Here is a 22754-nt window from a genome sequence, read left to right as displayed (position 1 = left end):
TTGTCATCTATCTTTTTTCCTCGTCGATTCCGGATTGTCCTCCTATCGACCTGTCCGAGGAAATTAGACCACCACACACAGCGCGCCGAAACTACAAATCGTATGGTCAGCGCGCTACAAGCTTATGCGGTCCGCCAAGGGGGACGCAAAGCTTCATTCACGAGCTGCCGCCTCGCAGTTAACGTTCGGGCCGATTCCCTGAAGTAAGGTCCTTTCTGACGTTCAACCTAAGGTCCACTGCCCATGTGCTCGCTAGAGGCACTGCTGGCGACCGCGTGGCAACGCACCTTGAACCTTTTGAAAAGGCCTGCAATTGCCTGGGGGGATACCTGAGCCACTGTCGTCTGACATCAGAGAGGTGAGCAATAGGACCCTCCAGCGGCCCCAACTTCCTCTGCTGAGTGGGAAGGCGGTTCGGTGGATGCTCTGAGAAGCGAGCGCCTTTGGAACCCAAGTTAGTGAGAGCGTCATTAGTGAATCGAGGCCTCGCGGATTACAGCTTGGAGCATGCTTGTCTGGTGATTACCCTTGCCGTGACGGAACTCGCTAGGTAAGTAAAGCACCATGTATGCCGTAACCCGCAACGAAGGCCGCCCCATCGCTATTGGGGGAAGCTACTGGCTCGCTGTCCACACGAACATTTCCTTGGCTGCGCACCAATCGAACCTGAAGCTGCCTCGCCGAAGCTCTCTGGACGATATTTTGGGTGGGCGTAGCAAGGTAGTGGAGCACTGCGACGCGATGGAACTACCCAGTGGCGACGTCATTAAGTGGGAGAGTCGCCCATGTATCCAGCGTGAGGGTTGGGTGAAGAAGTGGCCTGACCGTGACTAGGACGCCAGGCGGCTGTCCAATTACCGACTATGGGGAGCGCTCGCTATGCAAATCTCAATTCAATCGCTTTCTCACGTCAAACTTCAGCGTTTGTTGCCTGCTTTCTCATTGGTGATTGACGCTGTTGATGGCCGTGCGAGGGTCAGGCGTCGGGGATTCGAGCGCGTGCTCGCAGCGGGCGAACGCCTCACGCTCGAACCGTTTGAAACCATCGACCTTGTTCTCGACGGTACTCCGACGAAGCCTGCGGCATGCACGCTGGCCTTCCGGAGCAGCGCCTGCGGAGCGGGCGAGGATGCGCTGCACCAGTACATCGCACAGCGCGTTTTCCTACAACCTCAGCATCCGTGGGATGCAACATTTCTGTCGAACCTGCTCGACATGCCAGCAATGAAAGTGCGACGTAGACTTTTCTCGCAAGGCTGCGCCCTGAGTGACCTTTGTCGCACACAACGTCTGATGCGCGCGTTGGTCGAGCTAATGCAAGGCAACGTTCCCTCCGATGCGCTGAAGCGTCAGGTCGGCTGGCCGGACCACGGGGACCTTGAGGCGGCGTTCTATGACAGGTTCGGGGTGCCATTGCCCTCGGTCAGGCGGCTGTCCAACAGAGCAATTTCTACAGAACACAGACTTGTCGCGTGAAGCGATACCTATAGCGCCGCACATGGGACAGCACCTGGCGGCGCAACAACATGCACACGAACCACAAAATACGGGAGATGAAAGTTGGGACCTCTTGAAGGAGTACGCATCGTCGAGCTGGCAGGCATAGGGCCAGCACCATTCTGCGCCATGTTACTGGCCGACCTAGGGGCAACGGTCATTCGCGTGGACCGCAAGGAAGCATCCGGATTAGGACTATCCCGACCGCTTGAGTTCGACTTTGTGCTCCGCAACCGCAGGTCAATCAAAGTCGACCTAAAGGACCAGGCAGACCGGAATCTCGTTCTGGCACTGGTCGACAAGGCGGACGCGTTAATCGAGGGATTTCGCCCTGGCGTCACAGAGCGACTGGGCTTGGGCCCAGAGGACTGTTGGGCCAGAAATCCCAAGCTGGTCTATGGTAGGTTGACGGGGTGGGGTCAAGACGGTCCACTGGCCCAAACCGCCGGCCACGATATCAACTACATCGCCATCACCGGCCTGCTTAGTGCGATTGGTCGGGCCGGTGAACCGCCAACGGTGCCGCTGAATGTCGTGGGCGACTATGCGGGCGGGTCAGCCTATGCCGCCCTTGGTATCGTCAGTGCGATTCTAGAGGCGCACTCGTCCGGTAAGGGGCAAGTTGTTGACTCTGCTATCGTCGATGGCGTTGCCTCACTCCTGACCGTTCATGCGGGCTTGCGCGCGGCGGGACTGACCGGGCCAGAGCGAGGCACGAATCTGCTTGATTCCGGGGCCCCATTCTATGACGTATATGAATGTGCGGACGGAAAGTACGTGTCAATCGGCCCCATCGAGCCGAAGTTCTTCCGCCAGCTTGTTGATAAGCTGGGCCTTGAGGCTACAAGGCTAGGCGACCCCGCTGAACGCGCCGATTGGGGCACCGCGCGCGAGATTTTTGGAGCGCATTTCCGGAGCCGCACTCGTGCAGATTGGACTGCGCTACTTGAAGGCAGCGACGTATGTTTTGCCCCGGTTCTCGATTTGGATGAAGCTCCTGACCATCCACATCTGAAGGCAAGGGGCACTTTTGTTGAAGTAGCGGGCGTCGTACAGCCCGCGCCCGCCCCGCGCTTTTCAAAAACACCAGCAGCTGTACCGCGTCCTCCAACCAAATCTACGCCGGAAAACGCTGCGCTCGCACTCGCGGAGTGGCTTTCGGAAGAGGAACTCCTTGCGCTCGGGATGCCGTCGGCGCCTTAAGACACGGACAGTGAACCAAGCACCCTATGGGACGCTCTTTTTCGGCAAGCAGCGGTGCGTACTCACAACGATTAGTTGCCGAGTGCGTCGCGGACGCGCTGCGCCACTTCAGTTCCTACGTTCGCGGAGACCACGTCAGCGGCACAAAGCAATTGCTCCACCGTCAACCCAATGTTGAGGCAAATCCTCACGTGCGCCCGCAGCTGGGAAGCAACACCGTCCATTGCGGTGCCAAGGCTGAAATTGTCGCCAACTCACGACTCTGCCAGTCGAAGTTGTCACGGGCGAAAATGCTACCAAGAAAATGGGCTTTTAGGTATTGGTCTATTGCAGGCGCGAACTCGAATAGCGCCCCCTGGACAGGGGCACCAACAAGTTGCGACTGGATTCGAGTGCCTAATGACAGAGGCGAATCGCCTCCGGCCGCGGAGCGTGGCTCGACGCCTGCTTGGTCCTCAATGCCACCTCCCTGGCGCTCATCCAGTACGCTCATCAACTGTGCCAGCGCATGGAGACTACGAGGGAAACCCGCATAAGCGTACATCTGGATAAGCATTTCCTTGCAATCGTTAATAGTTAGACCGATGTCCAGCCCAGCATGGAGAGGGGAAGTATCGCTTGTTGTTTCGCCGACAGCGTGTGGTGGTCAGATTTCATCTTCTATCCCTTTACCCATTACAGTCCGTGGCCGTGGTAGTCCGTGTCGCTCACTTTCTCCAGCCAGTTCGCCGACGTGCTGTTAATCGCCTCTTGTGTGGCTATATGGCTTATCGCAGTCTGAGCACAAGCACCGTGCCAATGTTTCTCGCGGGGAGCATCCAGACTACGTACGTAACGATTAGCACTTGGCCACACCGGTGGGTTTGCCATGCCGTGTGCGCCCCAGGCTCAAAAGTGACAACGGCACCGCTTGCTCGCGTCGGGGCTTGAGCGTCAAACAACATGTCAACGCGGACTTGGCCGCCGAAGAAATACTGTTCAGGACCTATTTGAGACGCGCGGGTGCCGTTACGTTGAATATTCATTTTGAGTACTCCTAAGATTTCGTTTTGTTAGAAGCACGGTAACAACAGACCAGTCGTATCTCTCCTCACGGTCGCGCCCCCGCGAATCCCCGCGATTTGGTGCATCACTCATGCATCAACCTATATTTGCCGACGTATGGTGGATTATATGCGTGGGAATTTGAAAAGGATGCGCAATCCGTCACAGTACGTGTCAGAGGGCAGTCCGTCTTCAGTAATACCTTTTTGATACGCGATGCTGCCATTGACGGCATGGGCATCGCGTATGTACCCTTGGACGTAGCGCAATCCAATATTGACGCTGGCAAGCATTGTGTCAATGCTGGACGAGTGGTGCCCGATTTTCTCTGGCTATCATCTTTTTTATTATGCGAGCCGCCGGCAGCTATCGCCGGCCCTCTCTCTGGTTATTGATGCATTACGGTACCGCGACCCGGAAGGTGCATCGTATCTGCATGTGACCCGAGATTCGTAGCGGTTAGCGGGTTAGCGTTGCCGAACTATGGCGCGTCATTGGTCACATACCCGGAGGCTCCGTGAGTTGCCGAATAAGCGCTCGGGTAGCCATGGTTCTTGTTTTGCCAGACCGCGTCCCTATGCGAACACTGCGAAGTGCCCATGGTTCGGCCAGTTCCAGCGTTGCCACCCGCTCGCTGGCTTGCCACGAATGCATGCACTCAGGCAATATTGTTACTCCGAGACCCGCCTCCACCAAGCTGCGAGCGACCTCGACTGTTTCCACGGTGAATCTTGGCTCGAGAGTGCGTCCGAGCGCTCGAGCAGCCCCGTGAACGCTGGCCATCAAAAGCGTGTTCGCGTCGATGCCGATGAACGGTTCCTCGAGTAAGTCAGCTAACACGACAGACGATTGCTGGCTAAGCAAATGGCCGCGCGGCACCAACGCTACCAGACGGTCCGTGCGATAAGGCATGCTATCCAAGGCGTCTGCTGTGGAGGCATCGTTGGCGAGATAAATGGCAACATCTGCCTCGCCACAGGCTACCGCTTGGACCACGGCAGAGTTTCTACCTTGCTTGATGGACAATTCTACCTGCGGAAAATTGCGGGAGAACTCTCCAATCTCGTGCGCGAGATACTGGAGAATTATCGTGCCGGGAGCAGCAACCGTAATGTGTCCCCTCACGCCTTCAGAGTATTCCCCCAGCTCTTCCCTTAATTCTTCCAAGTTGTCAAAAAGTTGACGCAAATGTCGCGCCAGGACTTCGCCCGCGGCGCTCGGTGCAACGCCTCCAGGCTGCCTGTCGAATAGGTCAAGGCCTGCGACCTCTTCCAAGTCTCGAATGCGCTTCGTCGCTGCGGACGGAGCGATGTTTTCCCGCATCGCAGCCCGGCGTATCTGGCGCTCTTCAACTACGGTCAGGTACAACCGAAGAGTAAAGAGGTCCACCTTGCGCGTTAGCGCATGCACATTCAATGACATAAGTCTCTCTCCTCTTTAGGCTGCTGGCTCTCGGTCCGTTCGGCGGGCCCGTTAATGCATGTGCATATTGATGCACAATGGCAATGCGGCCCTTTCTTTTGGACAGCGAAACCGAGACCAAATCCCTTCGGAAGCGCACCCAGTGAACATGTAGCCCTGCAAGGCAGGGTGCGGATTGTTCGTGTGCTGCCTTGGTCACACATCAGGTCACGCCCGCGTCAGGCGACGTTATGTTGACCATCATCCTCCAAGACTCGAATTCGCATATCACGAAGGGGCCCTTCGGACCGGCAAAACACGACGCGTCCACTGTGACGCGCCGCGCGCTCAACTGCTGTTCCGTTGGCGCTGCTAGGAAGCCAGGGAGCTTGCTCTCTGTGCGCCCAGTGCACGCCATCCAGGCTGGCTCGCAAACCGCGAGCCCCCCCCCTCGCGGATGACAGCTTGGATTTTGTAATGAGGCTGCTTAATCTTGCCTCCTAGCAGGTTGCTGAAATACTGCTTTTCGAACCTCGATGCAAAACAGTTGGCCTTATAGGACGGCCCACAATCGATTTTTTCAACATGGTCGAGGGGTCAGGTACCCTTTGCGAGGTCTCAATCGGGGTGTCGCGAAGGTATTTCAGCATCTGCTAGTGAAGCTGTTCTGCTCTAACCCAAATATTGCCACGTCCAAGAGGGGCCGTTTTGCACTGCCAAACTCCTCGGGAGCATGTTATGTCGGACCGAATGACTGACCTCCATCGTGAAGAGGTGATTATCGGTGACGTATATGAGCACCCCATCACAAAAACCGTTAGCGAAATCGAAGCGGTTATATATGGCGCACTGAGCTTCAATGTTCCGTCTAGATACGATCATGGAGATAATCAACTGTGCGGCATCGATATGGCTGCCTTTGCGGTTATTTTCATGTTCAGCACAGGTATCGACCGAATGACGTATGGTTTGGCCCCGCACGACATTTGCATCAGAGACGTCAGACTCATACGAGCTATCCAAATCGGAGACACGCTCCGTGCAGAAAGTGAGGTGTTGGAAATTAAAGAAACGGCTGCCGCAGGTGCACAGGATTTCGAGCTTGAAATCCGGGCCTATAACCAGCGTAACGAGGTCGTCGCAAAGCTTCGGTATTTGGGGATGATGCGAAAGCCGGCGCCCAAATTAACGTTGCAATAGAAAAAGCGGACGAGTGACTGGGTGCAGGCTACCCGCCCAGTTCATCAGTTCCGGCAGTCCGCTGCGATAATCCAAAAGCTTCAATAAGGAGGAGACATGCATACATCAACTCAAGGCTCAATTTCGAAGAAGGGCTTCCCAGATAAAGCACTAACCGAGACAACCGTCGGTGCCCATGAGCAGGACAAACCGTATTCGTGGTACGTCTTAGTCCTACTCACACTGTCGTACTCCCTGGCCTATATCGACCGTCAGCTCCTCAATCTGTTGGTGGACCCTGTCAAACGTTCACTACTGATTTCCGATACACAACTAAGCTTCATCCAGGGCGCGGCATTTATCTGTGCCTACCTTCTGGCAGCCCCTTTATTTGGCCGCCTGGTTGACCTCAGAAACCGTCGAAATATCCTCGTGTTTGGGGTCTGCGCATGGAGCATCTTTACCATACTGTGCGGTCTGGTCGATTCGTATGCAGGGCTTTTTGTCGCCCGATTTGGTGTTGGCGCTAGTGAGGCTTGCGTGTTACCGCTTGGATGGTCACTGATTTCCGATTATTTTTCTGCGAAACGCGCCCCGCGCGCCCTTAGCGTCTTCATGCTGGGGCCTCCGCTTGGAAGTGGATTTTCCTTGGTTGCGGGCAGCATGGTGGTAGGCTTTGCGGACGACCTTCGGTTGCATCTCGCCATGTTTGAACATCTCCCAACGTGGCAGCTCGCATTCGTCATGGTGGGCATTCCCGGCTTTCTGCTCGCTGCGGTACTTCTCACTATACGGGAACCCGTCCGCACCCAAATGCTTCGCGCGGGCAGCGATACCCGTCACTTTACGTTGAGAGAGGCAGCGGCCTTTTTGTGGGGCAGGCGAGGCTTTTATGGAAACATCTACGCTGGTGCTTCCATGCTGGCCATTGTTGTCCTCGGCATGCCCGCATGGCTGCCCGCCTTTCTCATCCGGCACCACGGCCTTTCACCGGCAATGCTCGGGTACCGTTTTGGTCTGCTCGTCATCATTTTCGGTGCAGCCGGCGTTCTGGTCGGCCCATGGGTAGCTCAGTGCTTACGCAATAAAGGCTATAAGGACGCCTCCCTCCGTGCCTCAGCCGCATCAATTTTCTGTCTCTCGAGTTGCTGCGCTGCGATACCGCTGGTGCCCACGTCTTCCGCGGCTCTGGGCGCTATAGCTGGCGCCTTCTTTTTCAGCATGTTGCCCACCGGCATTCTCGCCGCTGCGCTTCAGATTGGCACACCGAGTCGGCTGCGTGGTGTTGTCGCCTCTTTGTATACGTTTTTTGCTCAGCTCATTGGCTATGGGATTGGCCCCACCGCCATCGCCGTGCTTACAGACAAGGGTTTCGGTGACCCCGGGATGGTGGGCCATTCGATTGGTATCGTGGGATTCTTTGCTGCTCTGCTGTCGGCATGCCTGATGGTTGCCGCTCTGCGACCATACCGTAAGTTGCTGCAAGAAGAGGCAGATGCAGGTGGTCGCTGAGGGCCTGTGCTCGATGCTTTAGGAGACACCGGCCACTCAGGGGCCTGGAGGATTCAACATCCGGGCCCATTAAGCACGCCCCCCGCAAAGCGGCGGGGTCTTGCTGGCCGCCCGCTGGTCATAGAATGCCAGCGGTTGCCGAGCAGTATGGAGCGCACATTTGCGCGTGGTGCTGTGAGCGTTAATCACGAGGCCGACCCTCGTGGATTACCACTTGGTCGCACCGGTTCCGGTGCATATCCTAGCAGGGTCGTATTTCAATACGAATTTCCATCCGGCGCACGTCATACCCGCTGCGCCAGTTCGAGACTTCTCATATATAGCGACGCCCAAATCGACGGAGACATCGTTCGTTTTGCGTCGGCGTCACTACGTGGAAGTCTTTGCGCAGTCAGTTCAGGGAAGCAAAAAGTCAGATGTCAAAGGTTCTTGATGGTATCCGCGTCCTCGATTTCGGTCGGTTCATCGCCGGCCCTTTCTGCGCAGCGTTGCTGGCAGATTACGGTGCCGATGTAATTCGCATCGACCGCGTTGGCGGTAGTGAAGACCGGTTCGTGGTTCCGGTCACGGCGTCTGGAGAGGGCGCATTGTTCCTCCAGGCGAATCGGAACAAGCGTTCCATAACGCTGGACATCGATAGCGAACAGGGCCGAGAAGTCGTGCGCCGTCTAATCAGGACGGCTGATGTAGTAGTGGCGAATATGCCGCCCAAGACGCTTGCGAATCTCGGGCTTGATTATGCGACCTTGAGCGCGCTGAATCCGCGAATCATCGTGACGGCATCGACGGCGTTTGGCTCGCATGAGGCTGCCGCAAACAGGGTCGGCTTTGACGGCATGGGTCAGGCCATCAGCGGCGCAGTGCATATGTCAGGTACCGCCGATGCACCCACCAAGCTGATGGCACCGGTCGTAGATTTCTCTACCGGCCTATCTTGCGCGCTCGGTACGATTATGGCCTTGTACGAGCGGGAGTGCAGTGGTCGCGGCCAATGCGTCGAGGCCTCGTTACTCCAAACCGCATTGAATCTTTCCAGCGGAGCCCTGATTGAAGAGGCGGCCCTTGCCTTGAACCGTGCACCGACGGGCAATCGAAGTCCTTCTTACGGGCCGTCAGATATTTTCAAGGTCTCCGATGGATGGATTATCGCGCAGGCTATCGGACAGCCATTGTTCAAGCGCTGGACACGACTCGTGGGCGCGCCCGAGCTCTTCGACGACCCGCGCTTCCTGGACGACACGAAGCGGGGCGAAAACGGAGAAGTTCTCAGCGATCTCATGGCGAAGTGGTGCGCCAGCCGTACGAGGGCGGAGGCATTACGCGAACTGGAAGCTGCAAAGATTCCAGCCGGCCCCGTCAATTCCCCTCGTGAAGCCCTGGATGACCCGGCAATCCGTGAGTCGGGCGCCTATGTGTGGCTCAATTATCCCGGCTTGGCAAATCCGGTGCCCATCATCGCACCGCCTGCCGTCTTGTCGCGTACTCCTCCCGAGGTCACTCGTCGCCCACCGACTATCGGCGAGCACACCGACGAAGTACTGGCTGAGCTCGGATTTGAATCCGCGCAAATTCAGGCCTTCCGGGACGCCGGCATTGTCTGATGGCACGCGTGGGGCGTTCGCATATTGCGAGCCCCCCCTCTCGCAATTCACCGCTTGAGGCTCGCGTACGCCTCTACTAGCATCGAATCAATAGCAATATAAAAATCTCGGAGACATTAATGGAAGCGACCTGGCATGCGTACGATGTCGTATGGCAACCGAAGCCGGATGCCGCACAGGCGAGTGCGCTCGCGGGTTTCATGCGTAGCCTCGGTATCGGGCGCGCCGACCCTACTGGCTATCAGGAGTTGCTGGACCTGGCGACGAAGCAACCGAAGGAATTTTGGAGCGCTCTCATCAGCCACATGGACCTTCGCTTCTATCAGCCGTATCGAGACGTCTTCGATAGTAGCGAGGGAATCGAGTGGGTGAAGTGGTGCACGGAGGGCACGACTAATGCCGTGCTGAACTGCCTGGACCGCTACCGTGGGACGGAAAGGGACACGCAAGAAGCAGTCGTCTGGGAGGGTGAAGACGGCAACGTGCGGCGCTGGACCTATGCCGAACTCAATGCGCAGACATGCCGGCTTGCGGCTGGGCTGCGTGAGATTGGCTGTCGTCCGGGGGACGTCATCGGCGTCTACATGCCGATGGTTCCCGAAGCAGCTGCCGCGCTCCTCGCTATCGCGAAAATCGGCGGCGTGGTACTGCCGCTCTTCTCGGGATTCGGCGCACATGCTGTCGCAGCACGTCTGCGCGACGGCGGCGCGGTAGCTGTGCTGACCGCTGACGCAAGCACCCGGCGCGGCAAGCCGACACCGATGAAGCACACCATTGACGCCGCGCGCGCCGATGTTCCCACATTGAAGCATGTGGTTGTGCTACGCAACCGAAACGTTGACGTCGCGTGGGAAGCGGGCATTGACCACTGGTGGCACGAATTGACTGAAGGGCAACCTGATGACACGTCCACCACCGAAATGCCGGCCGAAGCTCCCGTGATGCTGATGTACACCTCGGGCACTACTGGCAAGCCTAAGGGAACGGTGCATTCGCACTGCGGCTTCATGGCAAAGCTGGCATTGGACATGGGCTTGTGCGCCGACTACCGCGCGAAAGACAGGCTGATGTGGTTGAGCGACATGGGCTGGCTTGTTGGGCCGATGCTGATTTTCGGCTCGACCCAGCTCAGCGGGACTATCGTCATGGCAGAAGGTGCGCATGACTATCCGGACCGCGGCCGGTTCTGGCGCCTGATGGAGCAGCATCAAGTTAGCGTGCTGGGCATCGCCCCGACCATTGTTCGAAGCTTCATGCAGGCCGGTGGCGCCGATGTCGATAACCACGACTTGTCCGCATTGCGCCACGCGTTGTCTACCGGGGAGGCTTGGACAGTAGATGCATGGCGCTGGATGTTCGAGCACGTATGTGGAAGCGGCAAGCCCATCATCAATTTCTCGGGCGGCACCGAAGTCGGCGGCGGAATTGTCACCGGTACCGTCATTCATCCCCTGAAGCCTTGCGCATTTGCGGGCCCGGTACCCGGCATGGGCGCCGACATCGTGGATGAGAAAGGTGATTCCATCGGCCCCGGGGGCGTTGGTGAACTCGTCCTTCGCGCACCGTCAATTGGTCTGACCCGTGGCCTGTGGAACGACCGCGAGCGCTACCTGAGCAGTTACTGGAGTCGCTTGCCAGGCGTGTGGGTCCATGGTGACAGAGCGGCAATTGACGAGGACGGCTTCTGGTATGTGCTTGGGCGCTCCGACGACACGCTCAAGGTGGCTGGAAAGCGCACTGGACCATCGGAAATCGAGACGCTGGTTATGGCAACCGGGCAGGTCGCGGAAGTGGCTGCAATTGGTATTCCGGATACGGTCAAGGGAGAAACAGTGGGTCTTGTCGCGACTCTTATGCCCAATGTGCCCGCGGCTCCCGAAACGGAGAAGGCGTTGTCTGCTGCTGTTGTCTCAGGCCTCGGCACCGCTTTTCGGCCGACCGCGGTGCTATTTGTCGATGACCTTCCCAAGACTCGCAACATGAAGATTATGCGACGCGCCGTACGTGCCGCATGCCTGGGTCTGGACGCCGGAGACCTGTCGTCCTTGGCGAATCCGGAGACCCTCAAGGCGATTGCTGCGGCGGCCGACGCCCGTGGGCTCGTGAAACCCGTGGAGAAGCAATGAAAACGACCTACGAAGACATCATTTACGAAGCCACCAATCGTGTGGCCACCATCACCATCAACCGCCCTAAGGTGATGAACGCGATGCGGGCGCAAACCGTCGATGAGCTGGTTGATGCCATCAGTACTGCGGGCTGGGACCGCGACGTAGGCGTGATTGTGCTGACGGGTGCGGGCGACAAGGCATTCTGCACGGGAGGCGACCAGAGCGCGCATACTGGACAGTACGGCGGTCGCGGCTCGATTGGCATGCAAATCGAGGCGCTACAGTCGTCGATTCGTGACGTCCCAAAGCCGGTGATTGCGCGCGTCCGCGGTTACGCAATCGGCGGCGGAAACGTGCTGGCGACAATCTGCGACCTGACGATTGCAAGCGAGTCGTCGACCTTTGGCCAGGTGGGGCCGCGAGTTGGGTCCGTCGACCCCGGCTTCGGTACTGCATATCTCGCGCGTATCGTCGGTGAAAAGAAGGCGCGCGAGATTTGGTACCTCTGCAAGCGCTACCCCGCGCGGGAGGCGCAGGCGATGGGACTTGTCAACGCCGTGGTGCCCGACGCCGAACTGGACGCTGAGGTGGAGGACTGGTGCAAACGGATTCTCGAGCACAGCCCTTCGGCCATCGCCATCGCCAAGAGGTCGTTTAACGCGGACACGGAAAGCATCCGCGGGATTAGCTGGATGGGAATGCAGACCTTGTCCTACATGTACGACACCGAAGAGTCTCGCGAAGGTGTGCGTGCGTTCCTGGAAAAGCGTACACCGGATTTTCAACGGTACATGAAGTAGTAAAGCTCGGCGTCGTTCTTCCCCAGAACTTGCTGTAGTCGCGGATTTACAGCCGCGGGAGAGCACTCGTCCATAAAGTGCGCGCCGCATAGTGAACCGCTTCCTCATACCCAACACGTCGGATTTCATACAGGAGACACTCGATGACACCCATGAAGCCAATCAGGTCAATGCTTTTCGTGCCGGGCAATAAGCCCGACTGGATTCAGAAGTCGGTTTCGGCCAAGGCCGATGCATTGATTCTCGATTTGGAAGACAGCGTTCCTGTCAATCTGAAGGTAGAAGCGCGCGAAATCGTTCGCTCCAAGCTGGCTTGGCTGGCTGAGCAAGGCCAGCGCGTGTTTGTGCGCATCAATCGCAGCCCGTACCTGTATGACTTCGAGGACATCGTCGCCGTCGTGGGCCCACATCTCGAAGGGATTGTCATCTCGAAGCCCGGTGGCCCGGAAGACGTCGACTGCGTGTCGATGATGCTGTCCGAAGCCGAGTTCCGCAACGGCGTACCTCTGGGCTCAACTCGAGTGATTCCCCTGCTCGAAACGGCACGCTCGCTCGAACTCGCCTACGAAATTGCCACGCGCGAGCGCGTCGCCGCCATTGTCGGCGCCACGGCAAAGAACGCGGATGTGGCCCGTGCCCTCGGCTATGTCTGGACACCGGACGGCCGTGAAACGCTCTACCTTAAGTCGCGTGCCGTTATGGCGGCGCGCGCTGCGGGCAAGCAACCCATCGGGGGCCTGTGGCAGCAGGTGCATGACCTCGACGGGCTGAAAAAGGCTTCCTTGCACGACCGTGGTCTCGGCATGGTTGGTGAGCTTGTCCTTCATCCCTCCAACGTGGCAATCGTCAATGAAGTCTACAGCCCTTCTGCCGAAGAAGTCGCGTACTACGAGGGCATGATTTCCGCGCTCGAGCAAGCGCAGGCAGGCGGGCGTGCTTCCACTATCTACGACGGCGAGCATATCGACATCGCACACGTCAAGACGGCCCGCGAAATCGTCGCGCTCGCCAAATCGTTCAACGGCTGATTCATCTAGGAGACAAAAAAACATGGCTGGACTCTATTTCGAAGACTGTCGCGAAGGCCTCGTGGTCGAGCACGCTATCCGCCGTACCGTCACGGAAACGGACAACGTGCTGTTCTCCGCCCTGACGTACAACTGCGCTCCCCTGCACATCGACGCGGAGTACTGCAAGGACTCCATCTACGGCCAGCGTCTGGTCAACAGCATGTTCCTGCTGGCATTGGTTGCAGGTGTCACGGTCTACGAGACGACGCTGGGCACGACGCTTGGCAACCTGGGCTTTCAGGAAATCAAGTTCCCCAAGCCGACCTTTCACGGCGACACCATTCGCGTGCGGACCGAAATCGTCAGTGCGCGACTGTCGAAGAGCCGCACCGACTCTGGCATCGTCACCTTCCGCCATGTCGGGCTGAACCAGCGCGACGAGGAAGTATGCGTTGCGGTGCGCACCGGACTGATGATGCTGCGCCCGAAGCAGTAAAGCACGATTAAGGAGAAGCAACATGGCAGAAATTATCTCGGCCTCTTACGCAGCCAAGCTGCAGCGCGAACAAGAACTCGGCGAGGTCCGCGAGGCCGCCCGCACGCTGTCCAACAAGTATCCGCTTTCGTATTGGCGCGAGTGCGACAAGGAAGAGAAGTACCCGTGGGACTTTGTCAAAGCCTTCGCCGCAGCAGGTTGGATGGGCATCATGATGCCGGAAGAGTATGGTGGCATGGGCCTGGGACTGACCGAAGCAGCAGTCATGCTCCAGGAAGTCGGAGCGTCTGGTGCAGGCATGAGCGGAGCCTCAGCGGTTCACTTCTACATCTTCCCTCCGGCTCCGATTCTGCGTCACGGCTCCGAGGACCTGAAGGCGCGCAGTCTCCCTGGCCTTGCCAAGGGCGAGACGCTGATGGCCTTTGGCGTAACGGAGCCGACCTCCGGGGTGGATACGTCCCGCATTCGCACTCGCGCTGAAAAGAAGGGCGACCGATGGGTCATCAACGGGCAGAAGGTGTGGAGTACGAACGCGCAAAACGCTACCAAGTACCTCATCCTGGCACGCACTTCGCCGCGCGATGAAAAGCGTCCGCTGGACGGCATGACGCTGTTCTTTGCCGACATGGACCGCAAGCACTGTGACGTGCGAGTGATTGACAAGCTTGGCCGCGCCTCGGTCGACTCCAACGAAGTCTTCATCGATGGCCTGGAAGTGCCCGAGGAGAACGTGGTTGGGGAAGTCGGCAAAGGCTTCTACTACCTGCTTGACGGCCTGAACCCTGAGCGTGTGGTGGTGGCGATGGAGGGTGTCGGTATCGGCCGCGCCGCACTGAATCTGGCCGTGGATTACGCCAACTCGCGCGTCGTCTTCGACCGCCCGATTGGCAAGAACCAGGCGGTAGCCCACCCGCTCGCCGAGTGCTGGATGCGCCTGACCGCCGCTGAGACGCTTGCGCTGAAGGCCGCCGAACTTTACGACAACCATCAACCGTGCGGCGCGGAAGCCAACACCGCCAAGTATCTGGGCGCTGAGGCTGGCTTCCTTGCTTGCGACCAGGCCATGCAGACGCATGGCGGTTATGCGTACGCCAAGGAGTACCACGTCGAGCGTCTGTGGCGCGAAGTGCGGCTGCTTCGTCTGGCCCCGATTTCCCAGGAGATGGTCTGCAACTACATCTCGAACAAGGTGCTGGGGCTTCCGAAGTCCTACTGAAGCGCTTCTCGAGGTAACACCAGCGTCCAGGTCGTTGTACGGCCTGGACAGCAATAGTGGAGACAAAAAAGTGGTAGCAAGTCAAGCGCGTCCGCTTCAAGGAATCCGGGTACTAGACCTGACGGTGGCTCTGGCCGGGCCATATGGGTCGCTGATGTTGGGCGGCATGGGTGCGGAGGTGATTCGCGTGGAAGCGCCCGGGGGCGGAGACATTGCACGTACGAATCCTCCCTTCGTTAATAGCGACGGTATTCACTTTGGCGAGCGGGGTGACGGCGAGGTTTCGCTCACCATCCTGAATCGGGGCCGAAACAAGAAGAGCATTACGCTCGACCTCAAGTCGGAACAGGGTCGCGAACTGTTCATGAAGTTGGTAGAGCAATCCGACGTAGTACTGGAAAACTTCAGCGAAGGCACTACTGCGAAGCTGGGCGTTGACTATGAGAAAGTCCGGCGCCGCAATCCTAGCATCGTCTACGCGTCGGTAAAGGCGATGGGTGAGCCGAGTGCATTCCCGGGTCTGAAAGGCATGGACATCATTGTTCAAGCCCTCAGCGGTTTGATGGAAGTGACCGGCTATGCGGACGGCCCCCCGACTCGATGCGGTTTGCCCATCGCCGACATGGTCGCGCCAATGTATGTGGTCAACGGCATTCTGGCGGCGTTAATTCACCGTGGCCGTACCGGCGAAGGCCAGCATGTGCAGGTGTCGATGTTGGACTGCTTGGCTTCCTGGGTCGCCGAGGAACATTTCGACGTCATGGGGCGCGAAGGCTACCCCACGCGTACCGGCAACTACCATGACCGACTTGCACCTTTTGGCGTGTATCCGACTCAGGACGGGAATGTCGCCATTGTCGCGTTTCAGCCCGACTGGATGCGGGCACTTCTGGAAACTGTCGGCCGGCCGGAGCTGCTGGACGACCCGCGCTTCAGCACACGCGGTCCACGCATGCGTAACGCAGGGGAACTGAACCAGGTTATCCAAGCATGGACGTCGGCGAATAGCACCAAAGACGTGGTTCGGGAATTGCTGGACCGGCGCGGAGTACCGTGTGCCCCTGTGCGGACGCCCGACGAAGTTCTGCAGGACCGCCGTCTTCACGAAAGCGGCGCGTTGATGGACTTGGTGCACCCCGCGTTCGGCCCCATCGGGGCTGTGGGGATGGGCCTGCCAATCCGTTTCTCGGCTACGCCGTCGCAATTTGACCAGCCAACCATGGCGCTGGGCGGTTCCAACGAAGAAATCTATGGCGGGCTGCTCAAGCTTAGCGAGCAGGAGATTAAGGACTTGCGGGAATCGGGCGTCGTCTGACTGATGGCGCCCGTTTGAAGAAAATATGGACCCGCTTTCAGACGGGCCAATAGGAGACAACGAAAATGCCGTCGCGCCGTACGATTCTGCAGTTGCTTCCGCTGCTGGCAGCAAATCCACTGTCCGCACTTGCGCAGACCTATCCCGCGCGGCCTGTTCGTGTGGTCGTTCCCGTCAGCCCGGGCTCCGGGACAGACGGCGTAGCGCGTTACATGAGCGCGGAGCTGTCGAAGGTGCTGGGCGGTTCGTTCGTCGTTGAAAACCGAGTTGGTGCAAGCGGCAATATTGCCACTGACTTCGTTGCCAAAGCGCCGGCGGATGGATACACGCTCTTATGTACATTCGCATCGCACTATTCGAATCCTTGGGTTGAAAAGACATCATATGACGCAGTGAAGGACTTTGACCCTATTGCTCGCCTAGCGATGTCTGCACTGGTTCTGGTCACATCGGCCAGTTCGCCGTATTCCACGGTGGAAGAAGTTATCGCAGCGGCGAAACGCAAGCCGGGTGGCGTGAATTATGGCTCGTCCGGGAACGGCACCACGTCGCATATGGCGGGTGCCCTGATGACCAGCATGGCGAAAATCGAGATGAACCATGTCCCGTATAAGACGCCGGCCCAGGTGGCGCTGGACGCGGCGAGTGGGCAAGTCGATATTGGATTTTGCGGAGTGTCGACGGCGTTGCCATTAGTGAAAGCAGGACGCCTGCGGGTTCTGGCGGTGACCAGTTTGAACCGCTCCAGCCACTTTCCCGGCGTGCCGACGCTGAATGACGCCGGGCTCAAGGGTTATGAGCTTGTGTCGCCGATTTGGATGATGGTCCGCAGTGGGACACCTGCAGCCATTGTCACGCGTCTATCCCGTGTGTCGACCCAGGCAGCAAAGACGCCGGCCTTCAAGACCTTCTGTCATGGACAGGGTTCCGAAGTCGACGTCCAGGATGCAGAAACTGTCCGCGCGAACGCGACCGCGGAGTCCGAGAAATGGAAGAAGCTTGTTGCCCTGGCCGTGCCTAAGGCCACATAGCTTGCGTATCTCATGCGCTGAAGCGCATCAAACAACGTTATTCCTTTAGACGATGAATGAGGTCTGTATGAGAGAAGCAGTCATCTGTGAACCGTTGCGCACGCCAGTCGGCCGATATGGCGGAGTGTTCAAGGATATTCCGGCCGCTACATTGGCGGAGACGGTCCTGCGAGAGCTGGTCCGTCGCACGGAACTCGACCCGAAGGAGATTGACGACGTCATCTTCGGGCAATGCTATCCCAACGGAGAGGCGCCGGCCATCGGCCGAGTGGCAAGCCTCGACGCTGAGCTTGGCATTCGGGTTCCCGGTCTGCAGCTCGACCGCCGCTGCGGTTCCGGCTTGCAAGCGGTAATTGACGCCGCAATGCGTGTTCAAACCGGCGCAGCTGACCTGGTCATCGCTGGCGGCGCGGAAAGCATGAGCCAAGCAGAGCACTATGTGCTCGGCGCTCGCTCGGGCGGACTACGTGGTGACTCATCCCCACTGTGGGACCGCATTGCACGAGGACGTATTACCTCTGGCGGCCGCCACTATCCGGTGGAGGGCGGAATGCTGGAGACCGCAGAGAACCTGCGCCGCGAGTACGGCATCACGCGTGAAGCGCAAGACTGGCTGGCATTCCAGTCACATACGCGTGCTGTCGCTGCTCAGCAATCCGGTCGGTTTCAAGAAGAAATCGTTCCTGTTGCCGCAAAGGTGAAGAGCGGTACGAAGATGGTGGACCAGGACGAGCATCCCCGGACTGACGTCACCATGGAGAGTCTTGCCTCACTGCGGGCCGTTCGGCTGAAGCAGGATGCGGAGTCAACTGTGACTGCGGGTAATGCGAGTGGCCAGAACGATGGTGCTGCGGCATGTATCGTCACCACGCCCGAGAAAGCTGCGGCGCTCGGCCTGCGCCCGTTCGGCCGACTCGTGAGCTGGGGCGTAGCCGGCGTGGAGCCAAATCGCATGGGCATCGGACCGGTTCCTGCCACAGAAGTGGCGCTGCGCCGGGCCGGCCTCTCCCTCAAGGACATGGACCTGGTCGAACTCAACGAGGCTTTTGCAGCGCAGGTCCTCGCTTGCACGACCGCCTGGGGATTCGCAAACTCGGATTTCGAACGCTTCAACGTGAACGGGTCTGGCATTTCGCTGGGTCACCCTGTCGGGGCCACTGGCGTGCGCATTCTCACGACGATGCTGCGCGAACTGAAGCGACGAGATGCACGCTATGGCCTTGAAACCATGTGCATCGGTGGCGGTCAAGGGCTGGCCGCAGTGTTCGAGCGCGTGAACTGAAGCAACGGAGTCCGGACTATGTACCAAATCCTCAGTGGCATGCGCGTGGTGGAGTGTGCGTCCTTCATCGCCGCACCCTCCTGCGCGCTGCACCTGCTGCAACTCGGTGCTGATGTGCTCCGCATTGACCCCATAGGAGGCGGTCCGGACTTCCATCGATGGCCCGTGTCAGACCGGGGCCACAGCTACTACTGGGAAGGACTGAACAAGGGAAAGAAGTCAATCGCGCTCGACCTCGCGCGACCCGAGGGGAGGAGCCTGGCTGTCGACATCATTACAGCGAGTGGACCGCAAGGTGGGCTCTTCGTAACGAACTTCCCAAAGGACGGCTTCCTCTCGCATGAGACGCTACGTGTTCGGCGTCCGGACTTGATTACAGTGCGCATCATGGGCTGGAACGACGGCGCGCAGGCTCTCGACTACACAATCAACGCCGCAATCGGCCTGCCCTATATGACGGGCTCAGCAAAGAATGGCGATGAGCCCGTCAATCATGTACTGCCGGCATGGGACCTATTGACCGGTTCGTATGCTGCATTCGCGCTACTAGCCGCGGAACGGTATCGGCGTGACACAGGGCACGGCCAGGAAGTTACGGTGCCACTGTCCGATGTCGCTCTGGCCTCCGTCGGCCACATGGGACAGATTGCCGAGGTTCTGACTGGCGAAGACCGCCCTCGGCAAGGGAACGACCTGTTCGGTGCCTTCGGGCGAGACTTTACGACGGCTGACGGCCATCGCGTGATGGTTGTCGCCATTACAGCCAGGCAGTGGTCGGGACTGGTGAAGGCGCTACAGCTCGGTGCAGCCATCTCAACATTGGAAGCATCGCTCGAGACCTCCTTCGAGCGCGATGAAGGAATGCGGTTTCGCTACCGCGACGCCTTGTTCCCACTGTTCGAGGGTGCACTCGCACGCCGCACCTTGGGCGAAGTCGGGGAGATTTTCAACGCAAACGCGGTCTGTTGGGCGCCGTACCGGACACTGCGCCATGCCTTGGAAGAAGAGCCACGCTTCTCGACCGAGCAAGACCTCTTCACCGCTATCGAGCATCCGAGTGGCGACCGATATCCGGCACCGGGCGCTATGGCGAAATTCCATGCGGCGACGCGTAAGCCTGTTACCCGTGCGCCCCACCTGGGCGAACACACTGATGAAGTGCTTGACGGCGTGCTCGGTCTCTCGCCCACGCAAATCGGCAAGCTTCACGACGCCGGCATTATCGCCGGTCCCGAACAACGGTAATCATTTAGCGGCATCCCTGCAGCCGGGAGCCTAAGCACCATGTCAAGACACGAAACCTTCATTGAGCACGCAAACGCCATCGTCCCGTTGGTGCACGAATACGCGGAAGCCGCCTCCACCGCCGTAGCAAAGCTTTGCATCGCCAATGACCGGGTTGATTCCCGTCTGGTTGAACAGAATCAGCGTGCGGTCCATGGTCTGGCTTGGGTGACTACAACCGTCGAAGCAGTGGTTCAGACCGTAAATTGGGCCACCCGGCTCTCTGAGCAGGGACGCCTTAAGAAGGTCGATGAATTGGCGCTGCGCGTGGGTGTGGCCGAATACCTCAATCAGGTCGCGAGCGGCATCCCGATGTCGCAGAGTGAAATTTTCCGCCCCCATGAACTGGGCCTTGGCGACGGCGCGGCGAAATTGTGGAGCGACGCGAGCGTTGCATGGTTCATTGGGAACGGCGCGAGCCCGGACGCGCGTGCAGCGCTGGTGTCCGAGTATCTTCAGGGCGCAGAAGTGTCGGACACGGTGTTCGATGAAGACCTTGACGTGATTCGTGAGCAATTCCGACGCTTCACCGAACACGAAATCGTGCCTCATGCGCACGCATGGCATCTTGCCGATGAGCTGATTCCGGATGCGCTGGTTGCCCAACTCGGGGACCTTGGCGCCTTCGGCGTCTGCATCGACCCTGAGTTCGGCGGCATGGGCTTGGGGAAACTCGCCATGTGTATCGTCACCGAGGAGCTGAGCAGGGGCTGGATTGCAGCGGGGTCCCTGGGTACGCGGTCGGAAATCGCAGGTGAGCTGATTTCCAGTGCTGGCACACCGGAACAAAAGTCGGAATGGCTGCCCCGCATTGCGTCAGGCGAAGTATTACCAACGGCGGTCTTCACGGAGCCAGACGCTGGCTCGGACCTGGCCTCCCTGCGGACGCGCGCAACGAAGTCCGATGATGGCTGGCGCATCAATGGTAGCAAGACCTGGATTACTCATGCGGCGCGCAGTGACCTGATGACAGTGCTGGCACGCACCGAGCCTGACGTCGCGGGCCATGCCGGTCTTAGCATGCTTCTGGCAGCGAAGCCGCGGGGCAATGACCGCGAGCCGTTTCCGGCGGAGGGCATGACAGGAAGCGAGATTGGTGTCCTCGGGTATCGCGGTATGAAAGAGTACGCCATTGGCTTTGACGACTTCCGTGTATCTGAGAACGGGATTCTCGGTGGAAAGCGCGGCCAGGGATTCCGTCAACTGATGCAAACGTTCGAGGGCGCCCGCATCCAAACTGCAGCACGGGCCGTTGGTGTAGCGACTCGTGCCTTCGAACTGGCATGGCGCTACGCCAACGACCGCAAGCAATTTGCTAAGCCCATCGTTGAGTTCCCTCGGGTTAGCGACAAGCTCGCCATGATGATTGCCGAAACCACGATGGCGCGGCAAATCACGTACTTTGCCGCATCCGAGAAGGACAAGGGCCACCGCTGTGACATTGAAGCCGGCATGGCGAAGCTGCTGGCAGCACGCGTGGCCTGGAGCAACGCAGATGCTGGGGTGCAGATTCACGGTGGCAATGGTTACGCACTCGAATTCGAAATGAGCCGAGTCCTGTGTGACGCACGCATCCTGAACGTTTTCGAAGGTGCCGCGGAGATTCAAGCACAGGTCATAGGGCGTGGTCTTTTGGGGAAACGCTAGGCGCCCCGTGAGGGAAGGCGTCAAAGGGATGCGAGTGTTCAGTCAGAGGCTGATTAAACAGGCTGCCATGAAGAATGGCCCGAATACTCGTAAGTCGGCATGCAAATATAACTATGATTAGCAAGGAGACATGATGATTGCAAGACGCGAATTCCTGAAGATTGCAGGCGCTCTGGGAGCCTCTGCTTGGGGCGGCTCCGCCTTTTCTGAACAGTATCCTTCGAAGCCTATCCGAATGGTCGTGCCCGCGTCACCAGGCGCAACTATCGACCTCACTTCTAGATTCATGGCCGAGGCGCTGACGAAGAGCCTTAAGTCGCCGGTGATTATTGACAATCGGGCCGGTGCGGGAGGCCTGATTGGGTCCGATGTCGTCGCGAAATCCCAGCCAGATGGGTATACCGTGTTAATGATAGGCGTTCCCCACTTTACCGCCCGGCTGTATATCGATGGACCGAGCCCCTTCGACTCCGTAAAGGATTTCTCCCCACTCACGAAGATTTGCAACTCAGCGCTTTGCTTTGTCGTAAGGGCGGACTCACCTTATAAGACACTGAATGACCTCATTGCAGCAATGCGGAAAAGGCCTAGTGAGATTACCTTTGGGTCCGGAGGCGCAGGCAGCACCTCGCACCTTTGTACCGTCGTGTTGAACAGTATGACGAAGACCCATGCCAAGCATATCCCTTACAAGGGAAATACCCCCGCGGTGACGGACGTGGTCGCAGGCCAAGTAGACCTTACATGCCAAGGGGCACCAGGCGTCCTTCCAATGGTCAAAGCCGGTAAGCTACGCCCCTTGGCCGTCACGGGTCTGGAGCGCTGGGCTGCGATTCCCGATGTGCCGACGGTCGCGCAAACGGGAGTGCAAGGCTATAACGTTTCGTCGTTGATTGGCGCGGTGGCGCCAGCGAAGGTGCCAGCTGCGATAGTCGAAAAGCTGTCCGCAGAAATGGTACGCATCGCCCGCACACAGGCTTTCAAGGACTTCTGCACGGAGCAGTCGATGTCCGTAGATATCGCCGACCACCAGAAATTCCTGGCCGAGATGTCGCTCGAGGACGCCCAATGGAAGCGAATTGTGCAGCTGGCCAAATCGTCGTGAATATCTCCGAAAGGTAGCTT

At 58.6% G+C, this 22754-nt stretch carries 18 protein-coding genes; 17 read left to right on the top strand and 1 reads right to left on the bottom strand.

Translation table 11 applies throughout. The features are described from left to right. The first annotated feature begins 879 nt into the window (after window positions 1-879). The 3 genes from AC3WL8_RS30380 (at window position 880) to AC3WL8_RS30370 (ending at window position 4139) form a co-directional block, all read left to right on the top strand. Window positions 880-1476 carry an AraC family transcriptional regulator gene (locus AC3WL8_RS30380; RefSeq protein ID WP_492379493.1) on the top strand — a complete coding sequence of 199 codons (597 nt, stop codon included), beginning with the start codon at window positions 880-882 and terminating at the stop codon, window positions 1474-1476. An 84-nt stretch (window positions 1477-1560) separates the two neighbouring features. Further along, window positions 1561-2700, top strand: a complete 1140-nt coding sequence (locus tag AC3WL8_RS30375; RefSeq protein WP_492379492.1) for a CaiB/BaiF CoA transferase family protein — start codon at window positions 1561-1563, stop codon at window positions 2698-2700. A 1124-nt stretch (window positions 2701-3824) separates the two neighbouring features. After that, on the top strand, window positions 3825-4139 hold the full coding sequence (locus AC3WL8_RS30370) for a type 2 periplasmic-binding domain-containing protein (protein ID WP_492379491.1): 315 nt from the start codon (window positions 3825-3827) through the stop codon (window positions 4137-4139). Between the two features lie 103 nt (window positions 4140-4242). On the opposite strand, the gene AC3WL8_RS30365 is transcribed toward AC3WL8_RS30370, so the two are convergent. Continuing rightward, entirely contained in the window at window positions 4243-5166 is a 924-nt protein-coding gene (locus AC3WL8_RS30365; protein ID WP_492379490.1) for a LysR family transcriptional regulator, read from the bottom strand. Window positions 5167-5895: 729 nt separating this feature from the next. Between AC3WL8_RS30365 and AC3WL8_RS30360 the strand changes: the two genes are divergently transcribed. The 14 genes from AC3WL8_RS30360 (at window position 5896) to AC3WL8_RS30295 (ending at window position 22734) form a co-directional block, all read left to right on the top strand. After that, a complete protein-coding gene (locus AC3WL8_RS30360) occupies window positions 5896-6345 on the top strand; it encodes a hotdog family protein (RefSeq protein WP_492379489.1) in 450 nt (149 codons plus the stop codon). Window positions 6346-6441: 96 nt separating this feature from the next. Further along, window positions 6442-7836: an MFS transporter gene (locus AC3WL8_RS30355; protein WP_492379488.1), complete on the top strand. Its 1395-nt coding sequence runs from the start codon at window positions 6442-6444 to the stop codon at window positions 7834-7836. A 416-nt stretch (window positions 7837-8252) separates the two neighbouring features. Further along, window positions 8253-9437: a CaiB/BaiF CoA transferase family protein gene (locus AC3WL8_RS30350; protein WP_492379487.1), complete on the top strand. Its 1185-nt coding sequence runs from the start codon at window positions 8253-8255 to the stop codon at window positions 9435-9437. Between the two features lie 119 nt (window positions 9438-9556). Beyond that, window positions 9557-11563, top strand: coding sequence for an AMP-binding protein (locus AC3WL8_RS30345; protein ID WP_492379486.1), 2007 nt, complete (start codon window positions 9557-9559; stop codon window positions 11561-11563). Next, a complete protein-coding gene (locus AC3WL8_RS30340; protein WP_492379485.1) occupies window positions 11560-12348 on the top strand; it encodes an enoyl-CoA hydratase-related protein in 789 nt (262 codons plus the stop codon). The genes AC3WL8_RS30345 and AC3WL8_RS30340 overlap by 4 nt, the downstream gene beginning before the upstream one ends. Before the next feature lie 143 nt (window positions 12349-12491). After that, a complete protein-coding gene (locus tag AC3WL8_RS30335) occupies window positions 12492-13376 on the top strand; it encodes an HpcH/HpaI aldolase/citrate lyase family protein (RefSeq protein WP_492379484.1) in 885 nt (294 codons plus the stop codon). Then, window positions 13282-13854: a MaoC family dehydratase gene (locus AC3WL8_RS30330; RefSeq protein ID WP_492379483.1), complete on the top strand. Its 573-nt coding sequence runs from the start codon at window positions 13282-13284 to the stop codon at window positions 13852-13854. Before AC3WL8_RS30335 ends, AC3WL8_RS30330 begins: the two co-directional genes overlap by 95 nt. A 22-nt stretch (window positions 13855-13876) precedes the next feature. Further along, window positions 13877-15070, top strand: a complete 1194-nt coding sequence (locus tag AC3WL8_RS30325; protein WP_492379482.1) for an acyl-CoA dehydrogenase family protein — start codon at window positions 13877-13879, stop codon at window positions 15068-15070. A gap of 70 nt (window positions 15071-15140) precedes the next feature. Then, window positions 15141-16385, top strand: a complete 1245-nt coding sequence (locus tag AC3WL8_RS30320; RefSeq protein WP_492379481.1) for a CaiB/BaiF CoA transferase family protein — start codon at window positions 15141-15143, stop codon at window positions 16383-16385. Window positions 16386-16450: 65 nt separating this feature from the next. Next, window positions 16451-17416: a tripartite tricarboxylate transporter substrate binding protein gene (locus tag AC3WL8_RS30315; RefSeq protein ID WP_492379480.1), complete on the top strand. Its 966-nt coding sequence runs from the start codon at window positions 16451-16453 to the stop codon at window positions 17414-17416. Between the two features lie 67 nt (window positions 17417-17483). Next, window positions 17484-18698: an acetyl-CoA C-acetyltransferase gene (locus AC3WL8_RS30310; protein WP_492379479.1), complete on the top strand. Its 1215-nt coding sequence runs from the start codon at window positions 17484-17486 to the stop codon at window positions 18696-18698. Between the two features lie 18 nt (window positions 18699-18716). Further along, window positions 18717-19943, top strand: coding sequence for a CoA transferase (locus AC3WL8_RS30305; RefSeq protein WP_492379478.1), 1227 nt, complete (start codon window positions 18717-18719; stop codon window positions 19941-19943). 39 nt (window positions 19944-19982) lie between these two features. Next, window positions 19983-21629: an acyl-CoA dehydrogenase family protein gene (locus AC3WL8_RS30300; protein WP_492379477.1), complete on the top strand. Its 1647-nt coding sequence runs from the start codon at window positions 19983-19985 to the stop codon at window positions 21627-21629. A 130-nt stretch (window positions 21630-21759) separates the two neighbouring features. Continuing rightward, window positions 21760-22734: a Bug family tripartite tricarboxylate transporter substrate binding protein gene (locus AC3WL8_RS30295; protein WP_492379476.1), complete on the top strand. Its 975-nt coding sequence runs from the start codon at window positions 21760-21762 to the stop codon at window positions 22732-22734. Window positions 22735-22754 lie beyond the last annotated feature (20 nt).

The sequence above is a fragment of the Cupriavidus sp. FW305-F7 genome, from assembly GCF_058782875.1.
This window is presented reverse-complemented; position numbering and strand designations above follow the sequence as displayed.